We start from the raw sequence: 15,649 nt of genomic DNA on the forward strand, positions 1-15,649 counted from the left end.
TCTGGTGCGTGCAGCTGCAAGGCGAAGGAGGGAGTCGACGCGGAGCGTCGGCGACCGACGACAACGCGGCAGATGCGCGTGCCAGACGCCTCAGGGCAGGCGGGAGATTGGCGGCAGGGTCTGGACGCCCGTAACCCGAGGTGGGTGCGGGAGTTGTGTTGGGCGTGGAAGAGACGATCCCGGCCACCGAAGCCGCACAGATTCCGAAGCAGCGCGGCGAAACGCTGCTGGAGACCGCCGTTCGCTACGCCGAGGAGCGTCACTGGGACGTGTTCCCCGGGACCTGGCTGGAGGCCGTGGACGGCGTGCAGCTCTGTTCCTGCGACGACACCGCGTGCCCCGCGCCCGGCGCGCACCCCGCCCGCCCGGACTGGGCGACGCAGGCGACCGGGAGCGCGACGGTCGCCCGCCGGATGTGGCAGAAGCAGCCGAACGCGTCGATCCTGCTGCCGACGGGGCGCACCTTCGACGCGATCTCCGTCCCGGAGACGGCCGGGTTTCTCGCGCTTGCCCGGATGGAGCGAATGGAGCTGACGCTGGGGCCGGTGACGCTGACGCCGGACCGTCGGATGCACTTCTTCGTGCTGCCGGGGGCGTCGGTGAAGGTGCCCGAGCTGGTGCGCAAGCTGGGATGGTCGGTCGGGTCGCTGGACCTGATCGCGCTGGGCGAGGGGGCGTATGTCGCCGGGCCGCCCACGCGGTTCGGGTCTCGGGGGGCTGTGCAGTGGGCCTGTCGGCCCACGCCGGCGAACCGGTGGCTGCCGGATGCGGAGGAGTTGATCTCGCCGCTTGCGTATGCCTGCGGACGGGACCGGTAGCCGGGCGCCTTCTCATCTGCCAGGTTCGGTTGTTCGGCGACTGCGGGCTCATCGTGATTGCTCGCGCAGTTCCCCGCGCCCCTTAGGGTTGGCGTCCATGACGTCGGCTGTTCGGGTACGTGGGCTCTGGAAGCGGTTTGGGCAGCAGGTCGCTGTCGCAGGTATCGACCTGGATTTGCCCGCTGGGAAGTTCATCGGGCTGGTCGGGCCCAACGGGGCCGGGAAGACCACCACCCTCTCCATGGTGACCGGACTGCTCCGGCCCGATCAGGGGTCCGTCGAGGTCGTCGGGCACGACGTGTGGCGGGACCCCGTCGAAGTGAAGGCGCGCATCGGGGTGCTGCCCGAAGGGCTTCGGCTCTTCGAGCGGCTCTCCGGGCGGGAGTTGCTCGCGTACACGGGCCGGTTGCGCGGGCTCCCCGGCGCCGAGGTCGACAAGCGGGCCACCCAGCTGCTGGACGTACTCGATCTGGCGGGGGCCCAGCACAAGCTGGTCGTCGACTACTCGACCGGTATGCGCAAGAAGATCGGCCTCGCGGCTTCGCTGCTCCACAATCCCGAAGTGCTGTTCCTGGACGAGCCGTTCGAGGGCGTCGACCCGGTCTCCGCCCAGACCATCCGGGGCGTCCTGGAGCGCTACACCGCCTCCGGCGCGACCGTGGTCTTCTCCTCCCACGTCATGGAGCTCGTCGAGTCACTGTGCGACTGGGTCGCCGTCATGGCCGCCGGGCGCATCCGGGCCCACGGCCCCCTCGCCGAGGTCCGCGGCGACGCGGCCTCGCTGCAGCAGGCGTTCCTCGAACTCGTCGGCGCGAACGCCCGCGACACCGGGTCCGACCTCGACTGGCTGGGCGGGGCCCGATGAGCGCCGACGTGACCGGCGTCGTCGTACGGCTGAAGCTGTCGCTGCTGCGGAACGGCCTGCGTCAGTCCGGTGGCCGACGGGCCGCCTACATCGCCTCGGCCGTCGTGGTCCTCCTCTTCGCGGCGCTGCAGCTGCTCGGCCTGATCATGCTGCGCGGCACCGCGCACGCCGACTCGGTGGTCGTGCTCCTGGTGGCAGTCCTGGCACTCGGCTGGGCCGTGATGCCGCTGTTCTTCCCCGGCGGCGACGAGACCCTCGACCCGACCCGGCTGGTGATGCTGCCGCTGCGCCCCCAGCCCCTGGTGCGGGCACTGCTCGCGGCCTCCCTCGTCGGCATCGGCCCCCTGTTCACCGTGTGCCTGTTCACCGGTTCGGTGATCGCGCTCGCGCGGGGCGGCTGGGCGTACGTCGTCGCAGTGATCGCCGTCGTGCTGGCCCTGTTGGTGTGCGTGGCGCTCGCGCGGGCCGTCGCCGCGGCCAACATCCGGCTGCTGACCAGCCGGAAGGGACGCGATCTGGCGGTGCTGAGCGGGCTGGTCATCGCGATCGGGGCGCAGGTCGTGAACTTCGGGGCGCAGCGCCTGGGTTCGTCGGGGCTCGCCCAGCTCGATCCGGCGGCGGATGTACTGCGGTGGGTGCCGCCGGCGTCCGCGATCGGGGCGGTGGAGTCGGTGAGCGAGGGTGCGTACGGGACCGGTCTCCTCCAACTTGCCCTGAGTGCCGGCGCGTTGGTGGCCCTGATCGCCGTATGGTCACGCCACCTGACCAAGCTGATGACGTCCCCCGACGGCTCCACGCTCCAGGCGGTCACGGAGTCCGCCGTACGCGAACGGAACTCGACGGGCCTCGCCCGCCTCCTCCCGCCGGGCCGCACCGGCACCATCATGGAACGCAGTCTGCGCTACGTCTGGCGGGACCCGAAGACGAAGGCGGCCTGGGTGACCTCGCTCGCCATCGGCCTGATCGTGCCGCTGTTCAACGCCCTGCAGGGCACCGGCTCGATCTACTTCGCCTGCTTCGCGGCCGGAATGCTCGGCATCCAGATGTACAACCAGTTCGGGCAGGACACGTCCGCGTTCTGGATGGTCGCGATGACGATCTCGTCCACCCGGGACGCCTACGTCGAGCTGCGCGGCCGAGCCCTCGCGCTGCTGCTGATCACTCTCCCGTACGCCGTCCTCGTCACCGTCCTGACGACAGCGCTCCTCGGCGACTGGCCCAAGCTGCCCGAGGTCCTCGGCCTGTCCTTCGCCCTCCTCGGCGCCATGCTGGCGACCGGCGCCTGGACCTCGGCCCGCTTTCCGTACTCCATCCCCCAGGAGGGCTACAAGAACGTCGCTCCCGGCCAGACGGGCCTCGCGTGGATCTCGATCTTCGGGGGCATGATGGCGGCGGCCCTCCTGTGCGCCCCCGTGATCGCGGTGACGATCTGGCTCAACGTGAGCGACGGCGGGGACGACTGGACCTGGCTGCTGCTGCCCGGCGGGGCGGTCTACGGGGCGGCGATCACGCTGCTGGGACTACGCCTGGCGGCACCGCGCACGGCGGCCCGCCTCCCGGAGATCCTGACGGCAGTGAGCAAGGGATAGCGGGCCCTGCTCGGGGGCGCGGGGGCTGCGCGACAAGCCACGAACTACCCGTAGCCGCCGCTCAGCACGCACCGAGCTCACAGGCGCCCGGCGTCACCCCGTGCGCACCGCGTCCAAAAAGGGCTCGATGGCCCCCCGCCATCCCTCGGGCTGGTCGTAGTGCACGAGGTGACCCGCGTCGGCCACCTCCGCATACTCCCCCCGAGGCAGCACCCGCACCATCTCCTGCGCCTCGGCCCGCCCCAGCTCGCCGTCGAGTCCACGCACCACCAGCGCCGGACACCGGACCTGGGCAAGCTCCTCCCAGTGCGCGTCGAACACCCACGTCTCCCGGGACCTGAGCATCTGGTCCGGATCGAAAACGGGCCGCCACCCGTCCTCGCACTCGTGCATCACCTCGGCGTAGAACTCGCCCCGCGCGGGATTCGGCCGCTCGACCCAGGGGTCGTCCTCACCGAACCACTTGCGCACATCGGCCAGCGTGGCGAAGGGAACGGGCCAGGCCTTGAACCAGTCCGCCCACTCCCGCTGCGAGGCCGAGCCGAGCGCGGACGCCCGCATGTCGCAGATGATCACGCCCCGCACCAGGTCGGGCCGCCTGGCGGCGAGCTGCCAGGCGGTGAGCGCGCCCATGGCGTGGCCGATGAGGACGACGGGGGCGAGGTCCAGCTGCTCGAGGGCCGCCTCGGCGTCGTCGACGTACGCCTCGCGCGTGAAGGAGGCCTGCGAGGGCTTTTCGCTACGGCCGTGGCCGCGCTGGTCCAGCGCCACGGCACAGTGCCGCTCGGAGAGCCAGCGGGCGGTGGACGTCCAGTGCGAGGCGCGGCCCATCAGGCCGTGCAGTAACAGCACACCGGGCGTGCGCTCATGTTCCCTGGCGGGGTCGGTCTTGGGAGGGTCGCCGAACTCCCAGGCCGCGAGACGTACGCCGCCCGCGCCGGTCACGTCGATGCGCCGCACCATTGGTCCTGGCACCCCCCTAGCTCCGCTCGGACCGCTCGAGCCGACCGGTCCTGTGAACCGTGTCCTGCTTGCCTGCCTGTCGTGCCTGCCGAATCTGCCGCGATGTGCATGTCCTGTGTGTCTGACGTGATCTTATGCGCACACTTCTGAAGCGCACGTTCCGCCTGACCTGTCACCGCAGACTATCGAACCCCTATTCGAAAATACGGCGCTCGCGGCCAACACCCCTCATTCGAGTGACCCCCCTCCAGGATTGATCGCCGGCGTCGAGGGGAGATCTTCAGCGGGAGGCGGACCGCTCGGGGAAAACGGTCCGAGGGGAATGACCCTGGGAGCTCGGGGCTCCGGGTCAGCACAGGGGAGGACAGGCCCCGGCGCCGTGTGGCGCCGGGGCCCTCTCCACACTCACGGCACATCGTCGCGCCCCCTCCCCGGCCGCATCGCTGACGATGCCGGCCCAGAGATCTCAGGTCATATGCCTCACGCGACAGCCTCGCACGCGAATCGCCGGAGCGCTGCGATTCGACCTACTGGATCTTGGAATGGGCGAGATCCAGAATCGCCACAACTCCCGCTTGTTCACCGGGAGTTACACACCCACGAGAAGCGGGGACGACCTGTCGTCAGCGCTTGGCGACGAACACATGGGAGGCGACGTCCGCCTCCAGCTCGGCCGCCTCGCCGCCGCTGCCCACCAGCACGCCGCCCGCCGACTCGGTCACGCTCACCACCGAGCCGGGCTGCACGCCGGCCCGACGCAGCGTGTACATCAGCTGCGCGTCCGTCTGGATCGGCTCACCGATCCGCCGGACGACGACCGTCTTGCCCTCGGCGCCCGGGTCGAGGTCGGCCAGCGAGACCATGCCCTCGTCGAGGAAGGGATCGGCACCGTCCTTCTCGCCGAGCTCCTCCAGGCCGGGGATCGGATTGCCGTACGGCGACTCGGTCGGGTGCCGCAGCAGCTCCAGCACGCGCCGCTCCACGGCCTCGCTCATCACGTGCTCCCAGCGACACGCCTCGGCGTGCACCTGCTCCCACTCCAGCCCGATCACGTCGACGAGCAGACACTCGGCGAGGCGGTGCTTGCGCATGACGCGGGTGGCCAGCCGCCGTCCCTCGTCCGTCAGCTCCAGATGCCGGTCGGTCGCCACGGACACCAGCCCGTCACGCTCCATCCGCGCCACCGTCTGGCTGACGGTCGGCCCGCTCTGGTCCAGCCGCTCGGCGATACGGGCGCGCATGGGGACCACACCTTCCTCCTCCAGCTCGAGGATGGTGCGGAGATACATCTCCGTGGTGTCGATCAGTCCGGACATACGTGCCCCTCGATTAGCTCTGCGATTAGCTCAGCCGGAAGCGAGACAGCTCCACGGCGCGTGCGCTGGCCCTGTAGTCAATTCTGCCGGATACCACTGACAACCGTGCCGCGCCGTTGAAACCAGCGGGTTACACGAGGGTATGCACCCGGCCCGGCCACCGGCGGCACACCGTATTGACACCACACTGGTCCAGACCGCACGGTGATCCGCAACACACCCCCACCCCCGAAGGGGCCCCGCATGAGCGACAGCACGCCGGCCGACCAGTTCTTCGACGCCGCCATCGCCCTGCTCCAGCGGGCCCGCGACGAGGAGGCCGAGAACATCGAGGCGGCCGGCACCCTGCTCGCCGACACCGTCGCCGACGGCGGCCGCCTCTTCGCCTTCGGCGCCGGTCACTCCTCCCTCGCCGCCCAGGACATCGTCTACCGCGCGGGCGGCCTCGCCCTGATGAACCTGCTCGCGGTCCCCGGCGTCGTAGGCGTGGACGTCATGCCCGCCACCCTCGGCTCAGCCCTCGAACGCGTCGACGGCCTGGCGAGCGCGGTCCTGGACAGCTCCCCCCTCCGGGACGGCGACGCGCTCGTCATCATCTCCCTCTCCGGCCGCAACGCCCTACCCGTGGAGATGGCCATGAAAGCCCGCGCCCTGGGCGCCAGGGTCATCGGCGTGACCTCGGTGGCGTATGCCTCGGAGACGAGTTCCCGCCATGTCTCCGGCACCTACCTCAAGGACCACTGCGACATCGTCCTCGACTCGAAGATCGCGATCGGCGACGCGGAGCTCACGCTCGACACCATCCCGGCCCCCTTCGCCCCCGCCTCCACGGTCGTCACCGCGGCCCTCCTCCAGGCCGTCATGGCCACGGCGGCCGCCTCCCTGGCAGACCGCGGCATCGAGCCCCCGCTCCTGCGCTCGGGCAACGTCGACGGCGGTCACGACTGGAACGGCAAGGTGTTCGAAAAGTACGGCGACCGGATCTTCTACCGGCAGTAGCGGCCCGCGGCCGGCGGCCCGATACGACCTAGTCCCGCCCCACAACCCCCGCCAGATCCAGAGCGGAAGCGATCCGCACCGCCACATCCTCGGCATACACCGCGTCGCTCCGCTCGAAGGCACTGCGCCCGGCGCCCCGCAGAAACGTCACGACCCCCACCGTCCGCCCCCGACTCCGCAGCACCGCACACAGCGCGTGCACCGAGTCCGCGGGCCACTGCCGCCCCACAGCCCACTCACGCGCCCGCTCGGTCGGCATCCGGCCCGCATCGGCCCGCACCGACCCGGCCCGCGCCACGCACTGCAACGCCGGATGCCCCTCGGCGTAGCGCACCGGCAGGCCGGCCTCGCCGCCGAGCAGACTCGGCCCCGGCGCGCCCGAGGGCGTCACGGCGACCCGGACGAGCCGTACCGGCTCCGCGGTCTCCGCATCCGGCACCGCCCCGCCCGCGACCCGGTCGATCAGCGCGTGATCGGCGAACCCGGCCAGTGCGAAGTCCAGGTGCACGGCTGCCGCGTCGGCGGGGTTCTCGCACTCCGCGGCGGCCCGCGCGGCCCGATGCAGCTGGTTGGTCCGGAACCTCAGCAGCGCGGCCTCCTGCTCCGCCTGCTTGGCCTCGGTCATGTCCTGGAAGAGCCAGCCCACCCCCAGCGGCACCGGCTCCTCGGCGAGCGGGGAGGCCAGCCTTACGAAGCCGCACCGCCAGCACCGCCGCCGCTCGCCCTCCGGCGTCCGCACGCTCACCCAGATCTCGGCCGGCGCGGGCGGAGCACCCTCCGCCAGCACATGCGTGAGCGCGCTCTCCAGCTCCTCGACGCCCTGGGCGAGCAGTTCCCCGAGGGGCCGCCCGAGCACGGACGTACGGCCGATACCCAGTGCCCGAGCCGCATGAGCGTTCACCACCGCGGGCCGCAGATCGGCGTCGACGAGTACGACGCCCCACGACGCGTCCTCGAACAACGCCTCGCTCAGCGCGATCGACCGCTCGAGATCGATCTGCGTGTGCACCTCACTGAAGGCGCAGTACACCCCGGCGGGCTTACCGTCGGGCCCGCGGACGGCCGCCGACTGCGTCCGTACGAGAACCCGCCCGCCGTCCTTGGTCAGCAGGGCGAACTCGTGCACCTGCCGCCCCGGAGCGTGCATGGCGGACATCAGCCGCCCCTCCACCTCCTCGGCGTCGGCCTCGCGCACCGCCCACCCGGCGAACCCGTGCCGTCCCACGGCCTCGGCCGCACTCCACCCGAGGATCCGCTCCGCCTCACGGTTCCAATGGGTGACGACCCCGTCCGCGTCGAAGGCGCACAGGGCCGCGTCCATCCCGTCCAGCAGCGCGGCCAGCAGATCGGAACCGCCTGCCGAACCCTCGGAACCTGCCGACGAACCCTCCGGACCGTCCCGCTCGGGTTCGTCCGGTCCCAGCTCGTCGGTGGTCCCACTACGCCGGGAAGCACTCACCTGGACCCCCTGCCAAGCTGCGTCCGCACGTACGACGCGTCGGTTCGCTCACTCGCAATCATCTAACTGGAACGTGACGCAGCACACACCGAGTTCCCACAAGATTGAAGGAATCGTTGTGTGGCGGAAATCGGAAGATCAGACATGAGGCACGCATCCCCTCCTCGCGTCCACCTCAATCTCGATCTTCATACGAGGATCCGCGAGCCCGCACACCATCATCGTCGCCGCCGGCCGCACGTCCCCGAAGCAGCGCCGCAGCACAGGCCAGCACGGCTCGAAGTCGGCCCGCTCGGGCAGCAGGTACCGCACCCGCACCACGTCGCCGAACGAACAGCCGGCCTCCTCCAGCGCGGCGCCCACGTTCCGCAGACACTGCTCGGCCTGCTCCACCACGTCCTCGGCGATCGTCATCGTCGCGTAGTCGAACCCGGTCGTCCCCGACACGTGCACCCAGTCCCCGTCGACCACGGCACGGGCGTACCCGATCTGCTCCTCGAAGGTCGATCCACTGAGGATCGCCTGCCGCCCCGGCTGCTGCTTTGTCATGCACGGAACGCTAGGTGACCAGCGCAAACAGGTACAGGGAAAAAAGAGGTTGATCGGGGCCGACGTGCTTCCTAGGGTGTGGAGCACACGAGAAGGGAGGTGGTTCGGCAGATGTATGAATACCGGACGCGTGAGGTGGCTGCGGGCTAGCGGCCCGTCACCCCACCCAGTGCGGTGCCGGACCAGCACGTGACAGATGCGTGCAGCCGGCCCAATCCCAGCAGTCACCCGACCCGCGAGCTCGCCGGTACGTCCGGCCGGCTCCTCCGCCACGGCGGAGGAACCCGAGCTCGCGGGTCGTCTGCGTTCAGGGCAGGCGTGCCGACCTCACGGACTCAGGCGCTCGACCCGCCAGCTCCCGTCCTGCTCCGCCACGTACCGCAGCCGGTCGTGCAGCCGGTTCTCGCGCCCCTGCCAGAACTCCACCGCCTGCGGTGCCACCCGGAAGCCACCCCAGTTCGGCGGCACCGGCACCTGATCGCCCTCGGGATAGCGGGCGGACAGTTCGGCGTACGAGGCGTCGAGGTCGGCGCGGGTGGCGATGACGGAGGACTGGGCGCTGGCCCAGGCGCCGAGCCGGGAGCCGTGCGGGCGGCTGCGGAAGTACGCGGCCGTCTCGTCGCGCCCGGTGCGCCGCGCCACGCCCGTGACGATGACCTGGCGGGCCATCGGATGCCAGGGGAAGAGCAGGGAGAGGTACGGGTTCTCGGCGAGGTCGCGGGCCTTGCGGGAGTCGTAGTTGGTGTAGAAGACGAAGCCCTGCTCGTCGAAGTGCTTCAGCAGCACGGTGCGGGAGCTGGGCCGCCCCTCGGCGTCCGCGGTGGAGACGATCATCGCGTTCGGCTCGAAGAGGTGGGCCTCGGACGCGGCCTGCTTGAACCAGCGCGCGAACTGTTCGACCGGCGTGGCGGCCAGGTCGGTCTCGGCGAGGCCCTCGGCCCGGTACTGCTTGCGCATCGCGGCGGGGTCGAGGGGGACGGCGTCTCGGTCGGTCACGCGGTCATCCTGCCGTATGTGACGGACGCCGTACGGCGCGGTGCCTCCCTTCGGCGCGCATGGCACTGAGTGCCGCAAGGCCCTCCCGAAGATGACACTCAGGGACTATCGTGCTGTTGTCGTCGCGGTTGGGTGACCGCCGGCCGCACGGGGCATCACAGGGGTACACCCCGGACCGCGAGTCCCCGTGACCGTGGATCCGACGGGGCGTATGTCCATCTCTGCTGAGTGACACGTGGTCGTTCCACCCACAACCCCATCCGTCGCACACATCACGAGGAGCCGCCTGATGTCCGACTTCGTACCCGGACTCGAGGGAGTAGTCGCGTTCGAGACGGAGATCGCCGAACCGGATAAGGAGGGCGGCGCTCTGCGGTACCGGGGCGTCGACATCGAGGACCTGGTCGGCCATGTCTCGTTCGGCAACGTCTGGGGGCTGCTCGTCGACGGTGCCTTCCGGCCCGGTCTGCCGCCCGCCGAGCCGTTCCCGATTCCCGTGCACTCCGGCGACATCCGCGTCGACGTCCAGTCCGCGCTCGCCATGCTGGCCCCGGTGTGGGGGCTGAAGCCCCTCCTGGACATCGGTGAGGAGCAGGCCCGGGACGACTTGGCCCGAGCCGCCGTCATGGCCCTCTCCTACGTCGCCCAGTCCGCGCGCGGTCAGGGCCTGCCCATGGTGCCGCAGCGCGAGATCGACAAGGCGCAGTCCGTCGTCGAGCGCTTCATGATCCGCTGGCGCGGCGAGCCCGACCCCAAGCACGTGGCCGCGGTCGACGCGTACTGGACGTCCGCCGCCGAGCACGGCATGAACGCGTCCACCTTCACGGCCCGCGTGATCGCGTCGACCGGCGCCGATGTGGCCGCGGCGCTCTCCGGTGCCGTGGGAGCCATGTCCGGACCGCTGCACGGCGGTGCCCCGTCCCGGGTCCTGCACATGATCGAGGAGATCGAGCGCACCGGCGACGCCGAGGCGTATGTGAAGCAGACCCTCGACAAGGGCGACCGCCTGATGGGCTTCGGCCACCGCGTCTACCGCGCCGAGGACCCCCGCGCGCGGGTGCTGCGCCGCACCGCCCGGGAGCTGGGCGCGCCCCGCTTCGAGGTCGCCGAGGCACTGGAGAAGGCCGCCCTGGAGGAGCTGCACAATCGGCGCCCGGACCGGGTCCTGGCCACCAACGTGGAGTTCTGGGCCGCGATCATGCTGGATTTCGCGGAGGTCCCGGCGCACATGTTCACGTCCATGTTCACCTGCGCCCGTACGGCGGGCTGGTCGGCGCACATCCTGGAGCAGAAGCGCACCGGCCGCCTCGTGCGCCCGTCCGCGCGCTACATCGGCCCGGGCCCGCGCGACCCGCGCGCGGTCGAGGGCTACGCCGACATCGCGCACTGAGCCGCCCATTGATCCAGGCACCGATCCAGGTACCGATCCAGGCACCGATCCATGCACTGATTCACTGATCCCGAACGGGCGTCACGCGGAGCGGATCAGCTCCGCGTGATGCCGCTCGGCCGCCGGTGATGCCGGCATTCGGCATACGGACCGTGACTGATCCACTCCGCCAGTATGCTGGGGCGGCTGCGGCGCCTTCCACCATCACCCGTTCCCACGTGGTGAGTTCATGCCTGCGGCGATCGAGACGTCCCCCGGCATGAGGATGAGAACAGGTGCTGATAGCGGGCCGTTACCGGCTGAGCGAGTCGATCGGGCGCGGTGGGATGGGGGAGGTCTGGCGGGCCCACGACGAGACGCTCGGCCGGCCCGTGGCCGTCAAGCTCCTGCTGCCCCAGGACTCCGATCCCACCGCCACCTCCCGGTTCCGTCTCGAGGCGCAGACGGCGGCACGGATCGCCCATCCGAACGTGGTCGGCGTCCGGGACTTCGGCGAGCACGAGAACCGGCTCTTCCTGGTGATGGAGCTCGTCGAGGGCGACAGCCTCGCGCGCGTGGCGTCGCAGTTCGGCGCCCTGCCCGCCGAACGCGTCGCCCGCATCGCCGCCCAGGCCGCCGCGGGGCTGGCCGCCGCGCACCGGCAGGGCATCGTCCACCGGGACATCAAGCCCGGCAATCTGCTCCTGGCCGCCGACGGCACCCTCAAGATCGGCGACTTCGGGATCGCCCGCTTCCTCGACGACCCCGGCGCGGCGCTGACCGCCACCGGGCAGATCGTGGGCACAAGCCTCTATCTCGCCCCCGAGCGGGCGCTGGGGAAGCCGGCGGGCCCGGCCTCAGACGTCTACGCGCTGGGGTGTGTGCTCTACCAACTCCTCACCGGACGCCCGCCGTTCCACGCCGACACGGCCGTCGCGATCCTTCACCAGCATCTGGACGCCGTGCCCGTACCGCCCCGTGAACTGGGCGTCCCGGGGCTTCCGCCCGCCTTCGAGAGCTACCTCCTCGGCCTGCTCGCCAAGGACCCCGAGCACCGGCCCGCCGCCCAGCAGGCCGCCGACTGGTTCGCCGACGGTGCCTGGTTGGGCCGCCCCGAGCCGCTGCCCGACGCCACGTCACCGTCCCGGCCTGCGGTCGCGTCGGCGGCGGCCGCCGCGTCGCAGGTGGGCGACACCAGCAGTCCGACCACGTACATGCTGCCCTCCGCCCAAGGGCCGGCCTCCACCGGACGATCGGGATCCCGGTCCCGGTCCCGGTCGCAATCCCGTTCCCGGTCCGCCTCCCGGGCACCGAGCCCTGCGCGGCCCGGGTCCCTCGCGCTCCTCGTGCGCCGGCCGCGGGTGGCGGCCGCGGCGGCCGCGGCGGTGCTCTTCGCGGCCGCGATGCTCCTCGGCATGCTGTGGTTCTCGCCTGACAACACCGCGACGGAGGGCACGAACTCCGAGGCCCCGCCGAGCCCGCCCGCCTCCGCATCCACATCCCCGCCGGTCTCGATCCCGTCCCCGACCGCCTCCCCGGTCCCGGCGGCGGAGTCGGGCAGGCCCCTTGCCGAAGAGCAGGAAGAGCCGGACGTGGCGAGGCGGGAGCAAGAGAAGCGGGAGCAGCGGGAGCGGGCCGGGCAGGAGCAGGAAAGGCTGGAGCAGGCCGAGCGCGAGCAGCAGGAGCTGGAACAGCAGCAGCGCGATGAGCCGCAGGACGACGACGGTGGCGACGACGACGGGAGCGGCGACGACTGACGGACGGCGGGCGCCTCAGCCGAGCGCCTCCTCCAGCAGCACCGCCCACTGCGTCACCACACGGTCGCGGCGGGCCGCGTCGTCGGTGAGGAGGTTGGCGAGGCCCAGGCCGCGGGCCATGTCGAGCAGGCCCTGGACCGTCTCCCGTACGCCGGGGCGGGCTTCGTCCGCGCCCAGCAGGTCAACGGCTATCCGGTGGGTCTCGCGGCCGACTCGGGCCTCCAGCTCCGTGACCCGCGGCCTTAGCTGATCCTCGTTGGAGGCGGCCACCCACAGGTGCAGGGCCGCGCGGAACAGGGGGCCCGTGTAGAGGTCCACGAGGGCGGAGACGACCGCGCGCCGGTCGCCCGCCGCGCCCTGCGGGAACAGGGCGCGCAGGGCCGTCGAGCGTTCCTCGGCGACGTACTCGACCGCCGCCGTGAAGAGGTCCTCGCGGGTCGGGAAGTGGTGCTGGGCGGCGCCCCGGGAGACGCCCGCGCGTTCGGCGACGACGGAGACCGTGGAGCCCGCCCAGCCGTGTTCGGCGAGGCAGGCCACGGCGGCTTCCAGGAGGCGTTGCCGGGTGGCGCGGCTGCGGTCCTGCTTCGGAACGCGGTCGGCGCGGTCCGCGCGGTCGCCGACTGTGGTCACACCACCCATGCGGGATCCCGTCTTTCGAGGAAGGCCGTCATCCCCTCACGGGCCTGGGCGGAGGAGAACAGCCGGGCCGAGAGCGCGGTGAGGTCCGCCGCGTCCCGGTCGAAGGCTTCCAGCACCTTAGCCGTGAGCAGTGCTTTCGTCTCGGCCAGGGCCTGGGGGGAGGCCCGGCGCAGCCCGTCCAGGAGGGGGGTCAGTGTCTCGTCGACGTCGTCGCCCGCCGTGGTCAGGAGGCCGATGCGGGCCGCCTCCGGCGCCGTGAAGCGTTCGCCGGTGAGGTAGTAGCGGGCCAGGGCGCGGGGGTCCGTGCGGGGCAGGAGGGGCAGCGAGATCACCGCGGGGGCGACACCGATGTGGACCTCCGTGAAGGCGAAGGTGGCCTGCGCGGAGGCGGCCGAGATGTCGCAGGCCGCGAGCAGGCCCAGGCCGCCCGCGCGGACGTGGCCGGTGACGCGGGCGACGACCGGTTTGGGCAGTTCGACGATCTGCCTCAGCAGCGCCACCAGCGCGTCCGGCGACGGCGGGTCGCGCAGGTCCGCTCCCGCGCTGAACGTGTTGCCGGTGTGGGTGAGGACGATCGCGCGTACGTCGGCGTCCTTGGCGCAGTCCGTCAGCGCGTCGGTCAGCTCGCCGACGAGGGCCGCCGAGAGCGCGTTGCGGTTGTGCGGGGAGTCGAGGGTGAGGGTCTCGACGCCCCGTGCGCGTGTACGGACGATCAGCGTCACATGTCCTCCCTGAGTGCCCGCAGTTCGCGGCGCAGGATCTTGCCGGAGGCGGCCCTCGGGACGCCGTCTATGAAGGTGACCTGGCGGACGCGCTTGTAAGGGGCGACCTGTTCGGCGACGTACATCATGACCTCCCCTTCGGAGAGGTCCGTGGCGGTCGGCTGGCGGACGACGTACGCGCGCGGGACCTCGTTGCCGTCCTCGTTGTAGACGCCGATGACCGCCGCGTCGGCGATGCCGGGGTGGGTGAGCAGGAGGGCCTCCAGTTCGGCGGGGGCCACCTGGAAGCCCTTGTACTTGATGAGTTCCTTGACGCGGTCCACGACGAACAGCCAGCCGTCGTCGTCCGCATGGCCCACGTCGCCGGTGTGCAGCCAGCCGTCGGTGTCGATCATCGCGGCGGTGGCGTCGGGGCGGCCGAGGTAGCCCTTCATGACCTGGGGGCCGCGGATGAGGATCTCACCGGACTCGCCGGCGCCGAGGTCCTTGTCGGGGTCGTCGAGGGAGACGATGCGCATCTCGGTGCCGGCGATGAGTTTGCCGACGGTTCCGGCGGGCGCGTCGTGCATGGCGGCCAGCGGGACGACGTGGGTGCCGGGGGACAGTTCCGTCATGCCGTACGCCTGGCCGACCGGCGGCAGGCCGAGGCGCTGCGAGCAGGCGGCCGCGAGCTTCGCGTCCAGGGGCGCGGCGGCGCTGACGATGTACTTCAGCGACGACAGGTCGTAATTCGCGACCAGGGGGTGCTTGGCGAGGGCCAGGACTATCGGCGGGGCCACGTACAGGCCGGTGATGCGGTGGTTCTGGATGGCTGCGAGGAAGGTCTCCAGGTCGAAGCGGGGCAGCACGACGACCGTCGCGCCCAGCCTCAGTGGCGCGTTCATCAGGGCGGTCAGGCCGTAGATGTGGAAGAAGGGCAGCACGGCGAGGACGCGGTCGCCGGGGGCGGCGGATATGGCGGGTTCGAGCTGGGCGAGGTTGGTGGCGATCTGGCGGTGCGTGAGCATCACGCCCTTGGGGATGCCGGTGGTGCCGGAGGAGTACGGCAGGGCCGCGACGTCCGCCGCCGGGTCGACGTCGACCTGCGGTTCGGGTGCGGCGGACGCCAGCATGTCGATGAGCGACCGGTGTCCGGGCGCGCTGTCGCACACGAAGATCTCCTGCACGCCGCCCGCGAGTTCGGCGGCCCGGCGTGCCGTCTCCAGCAGCGGTGAGACGGTGACGATCCAGCGGGCCGCCGAGTCCTTCAGCTGCTTGGCGAACTCCTCGGGCGTGGCGAGCGGGTGCACGGTCGTGACGGAGGCACCCGCGCGCGTGGCGGCGTAGAAGGCGGTCGGGAAGGCGACCGTGTTGGGGCTGTGCAGGGCGAGGACATCGCCCTTGCGGAGGCCCGCCTCGGCCAGGCCGGCGGCCACCCGCCGGTGGAAGCGGTCGAGTTGCTCGTACGTGAGGGTGGTGCCGTCCGTGCCGTCGATGAGCGCGGGTGCGTCACCGAACTCGGCCGCCCGGCCCAGTACGAAATCGTGGATGGGGAGTGCTACGGCCGGGACGTCTGCGTACTCGCTGCGGAACACGGTTCCTCCTCGCGACACGGTGCCGACAGGGTGC

At 71.4% G+C, this 15,649-nt stretch carries 14 protein-coding genes; 6 read left to right on the forward strand and 8 right to left on the reverse strand.

The genetic code is table 11. The annotated features are described in order from the left end of the window. The first annotated feature begins 155 nt into the window (after positions 1-155). The 3 genes from ACZ7M7_RS36895 (at position 156) to ACZ7M7_RS36905 (ending at position 3,272) form a co-directional block, all read left to right on the forward strand. A complete protein-coding gene (locus tag ACZ7M7_RS36895; RefSeq protein WP_383626898.1) occupies positions 156-818 on the forward strand; it encodes a bifunctional DNA primase/polymerase in 663 nt (220 codons plus the stop codon). Between the two features lie 97 nt (positions 819-915). Continuing rightward, positions 916-1,683 carry an ABC transporter ATP-binding protein gene (locus ACZ7M7_RS36900; RefSeq protein WP_427845441.1) on the forward strand — a complete coding sequence of 256 codons (768 nt, stop codon included), beginning with the start codon at positions 916-918 and terminating at the stop codon, positions 1,681-1,683. Beyond that, on the forward strand, positions 1,680-3,272 hold the full coding sequence (locus tag ACZ7M7_RS36905; RefSeq protein WP_472124723.1) for a transporter: 1,593 nt from the start codon (positions 1,680-1,682) through the stop codon (positions 3,270-3,272). Before ACZ7M7_RS36900 ends, ACZ7M7_RS36905 begins: the two co-directional genes overlap by 4 nt. A 93-nt stretch (positions 3,273-3,365) precedes the next feature. Here the strand turns inward: ACZ7M7_RS36905 and ACZ7M7_RS36910 are convergent, their stop codons facing one another. Both ACZ7M7_RS36910 and ACZ7M7_RS36915 read right to left on the reverse strand, forming a co-directional pair. After that, on the reverse strand, positions 3,366-4,235 hold the full coding sequence (locus tag ACZ7M7_RS36910; RefSeq protein ID WP_472125083.1) for an alpha/beta fold hydrolase: 870 nt from the start codon (positions 4,233-4,235) through the stop codon (positions 3,366-3,368). Positions 4,236-4,858: 623 nt separating this feature from the next. Then, complete coding sequence (locus ACZ7M7_RS36915; RefSeq protein WP_383606723.1) at positions 4,859-5,551, reverse strand: metal-dependent transcriptional regulator; 693 nt, start codon at positions 5,549-5,551, stop codon at positions 4,859-4,861. Between the two features lie 243 nt (positions 5,552-5,794). Here ACZ7M7_RS36915 and ACZ7M7_RS36920 point away from each other — a divergent pair, with 243 nt between their 5' ends. Further along, on the forward strand, positions 5,795-6,550 hold the full coding sequence (locus tag ACZ7M7_RS36920) for an SIS domain-containing protein (protein WP_383626900.1): 756 nt from the start codon (positions 5,795-5,797) through the stop codon (positions 6,548-6,550). A gap of 28 nt (positions 6,551-6,578) precedes the next feature. Here the strand turns inward: ACZ7M7_RS36920 and ACZ7M7_RS36925 are convergent, their stop codons facing one another. The 3 genes from ACZ7M7_RS36925 to pdxH all read right to left on the reverse strand — a co-directional run bounded on the left by ACZ7M7_RS36925 (position 6,579) and on the right by pdxH (position 9,554). Next, positions 6,579-8,009: a PAS domain-containing protein gene (locus ACZ7M7_RS36925; RefSeq protein WP_383606729.1), complete on the reverse strand. Its 1,431-nt coding sequence runs from the start codon at positions 8,007-8,009 to the stop codon at positions 6,579-6,581. A gap of 138 nt (positions 8,010-8,147) precedes the next feature. Continuing rightward, positions 8,148-8,558, reverse strand: coding sequence for a RidA family protein (locus tag ACZ7M7_RS36930; protein ID WP_383606732.1), 411 nt, complete (start codon positions 8,556-8,558; stop codon positions 8,148-8,150). A 327-nt stretch (positions 8,559-8,885) separates the two neighbouring features. Then, positions 8,886-9,554 (reverse strand): pyridoxamine 5'-phosphate oxidase, encoded by a 669-nt coding sequence (pdxH, locus tag ACZ7M7_RS36935; protein ID WP_383626903.1) that lies wholly within the window; start codon positions 9,552-9,554, stop codon positions 8,886-8,888. A gap of 289 nt (positions 9,555-9,843) precedes the next feature. Between pdxH and ACZ7M7_RS36940 the strand changes: the two genes are divergently transcribed. Then, a complete protein-coding gene (locus ACZ7M7_RS36940) occupies positions 9,844-10,944 on the forward strand; it encodes a citrate synthase 2 (RefSeq protein WP_383606738.1) in 1,101 nt (366 codons plus the stop codon). A 275-nt stretch (positions 10,945-11,219) separates the two neighbouring features. Further along, on the forward strand, positions 11,220-12,680 hold the full coding sequence (locus ACZ7M7_RS36945; RefSeq protein WP_472124728.1) for a serine/threonine-protein kinase: 1,461 nt from the start codon (positions 11,220-11,222) through the stop codon (positions 12,678-12,680). 15 nt (positions 12,681-12,695) lie between these two features. Here the strand turns inward: ACZ7M7_RS36945 and ACZ7M7_RS36950 are convergent, their stop codons facing one another. From ACZ7M7_RS36950 to ACZ7M7_RS36960, 3 genes are read right to left on the reverse strand one after another with little or no spacing between them, the layout of a single operon-like run. Next, positions 12,696-13,319, reverse strand: coding sequence for a TetR/AcrR family transcriptional regulator (locus ACZ7M7_RS36950; protein WP_383626909.1), 624 nt, complete (start codon positions 13,317-13,319; stop codon positions 12,696-12,698). Then, a complete protein-coding gene (locus tag ACZ7M7_RS36955; RefSeq protein WP_472124731.1) occupies positions 13,307-14,041 on the reverse strand; it encodes an enoyl-CoA hydratase family protein in 735 nt (244 codons plus the stop codon). The genes ACZ7M7_RS36950 and ACZ7M7_RS36955 overlap by 13 nt, the downstream gene beginning before the upstream one ends. Beyond that, on the reverse strand, positions 14,038-15,615 hold the full coding sequence (locus ACZ7M7_RS36960) for a 4-coumarate--CoA ligase family protein (RefSeq protein ID WP_472124734.1): 1,578 nt from the start codon (positions 15,613-15,615) through the stop codon (positions 14,038-14,040). Before ACZ7M7_RS36960 ends, ACZ7M7_RS36955 begins: the two co-directional genes overlap by 4 nt. Positions 15,616-15,649: the final 34 nt, after the last annotated feature.

It is taken from the genome of Streptomyces sp. NPDC111606 (assembly GCF_055656945.1).

Bases quoted from the DNA above. Each gene is read 5' to 3' on its own strand.
- ACZ7M7_RS36950 (WP_383626909.1), bottom strand. From the start codon at position 13,319: ATGGGTGGTGTGACCACAGTCGGCGACCGCGCGGACCGCGCCGACCGC.
- ACZ7M7_RS36940 (WP_383606738.1), top strand. From the start codon at position 9,844: ATGTCCGACTTCGTACCCGGACTCGAGGGAGTAGTCGCGTTCGAGACG.
- ACZ7M7_RS36915 (WP_383606723.1), bottom strand. From the start codon at position 5,551: ATGTCCGGACTGATCGACACCACGGAGATGTATCTCCGCACCATCCTC.
- ACZ7M7_RS36910 (WP_472125083.1), bottom strand. From the start codon at position 4,235: ATGGTGCGGCGCATCGACGTGACCGGCGCGGGCGGCGTACGTCTCGCG.
- ACZ7M7_RS36905 (WP_472124723.1), top strand. From the start codon at position 1,680: ATGAGCGCCGACGTGACCGGCGTCGTCGTACGGCTGAAGCTGTCGCTG.
- ACZ7M7_RS36900 (WP_427845441.1), top strand. From the start codon at position 916: ATGACGTCGGCTGTTCGGGTACGTGGGCTCTGGAAGCGGTTTGGGCAG.
- ACZ7M7_RS36930 (WP_383606732.1), bottom strand. From the start codon at position 8,558: ATGACAAAGCAGCAGCCGGGGCGGCAGGCGATCCTCAGTGGATCGACC.
- ACZ7M7_RS36920 (WP_383626900.1), top strand. From the start codon at position 5,795: ATGAGCGACAGCACGCCGGCCGACCAGTTCTTCGACGCCGCCATCGCC.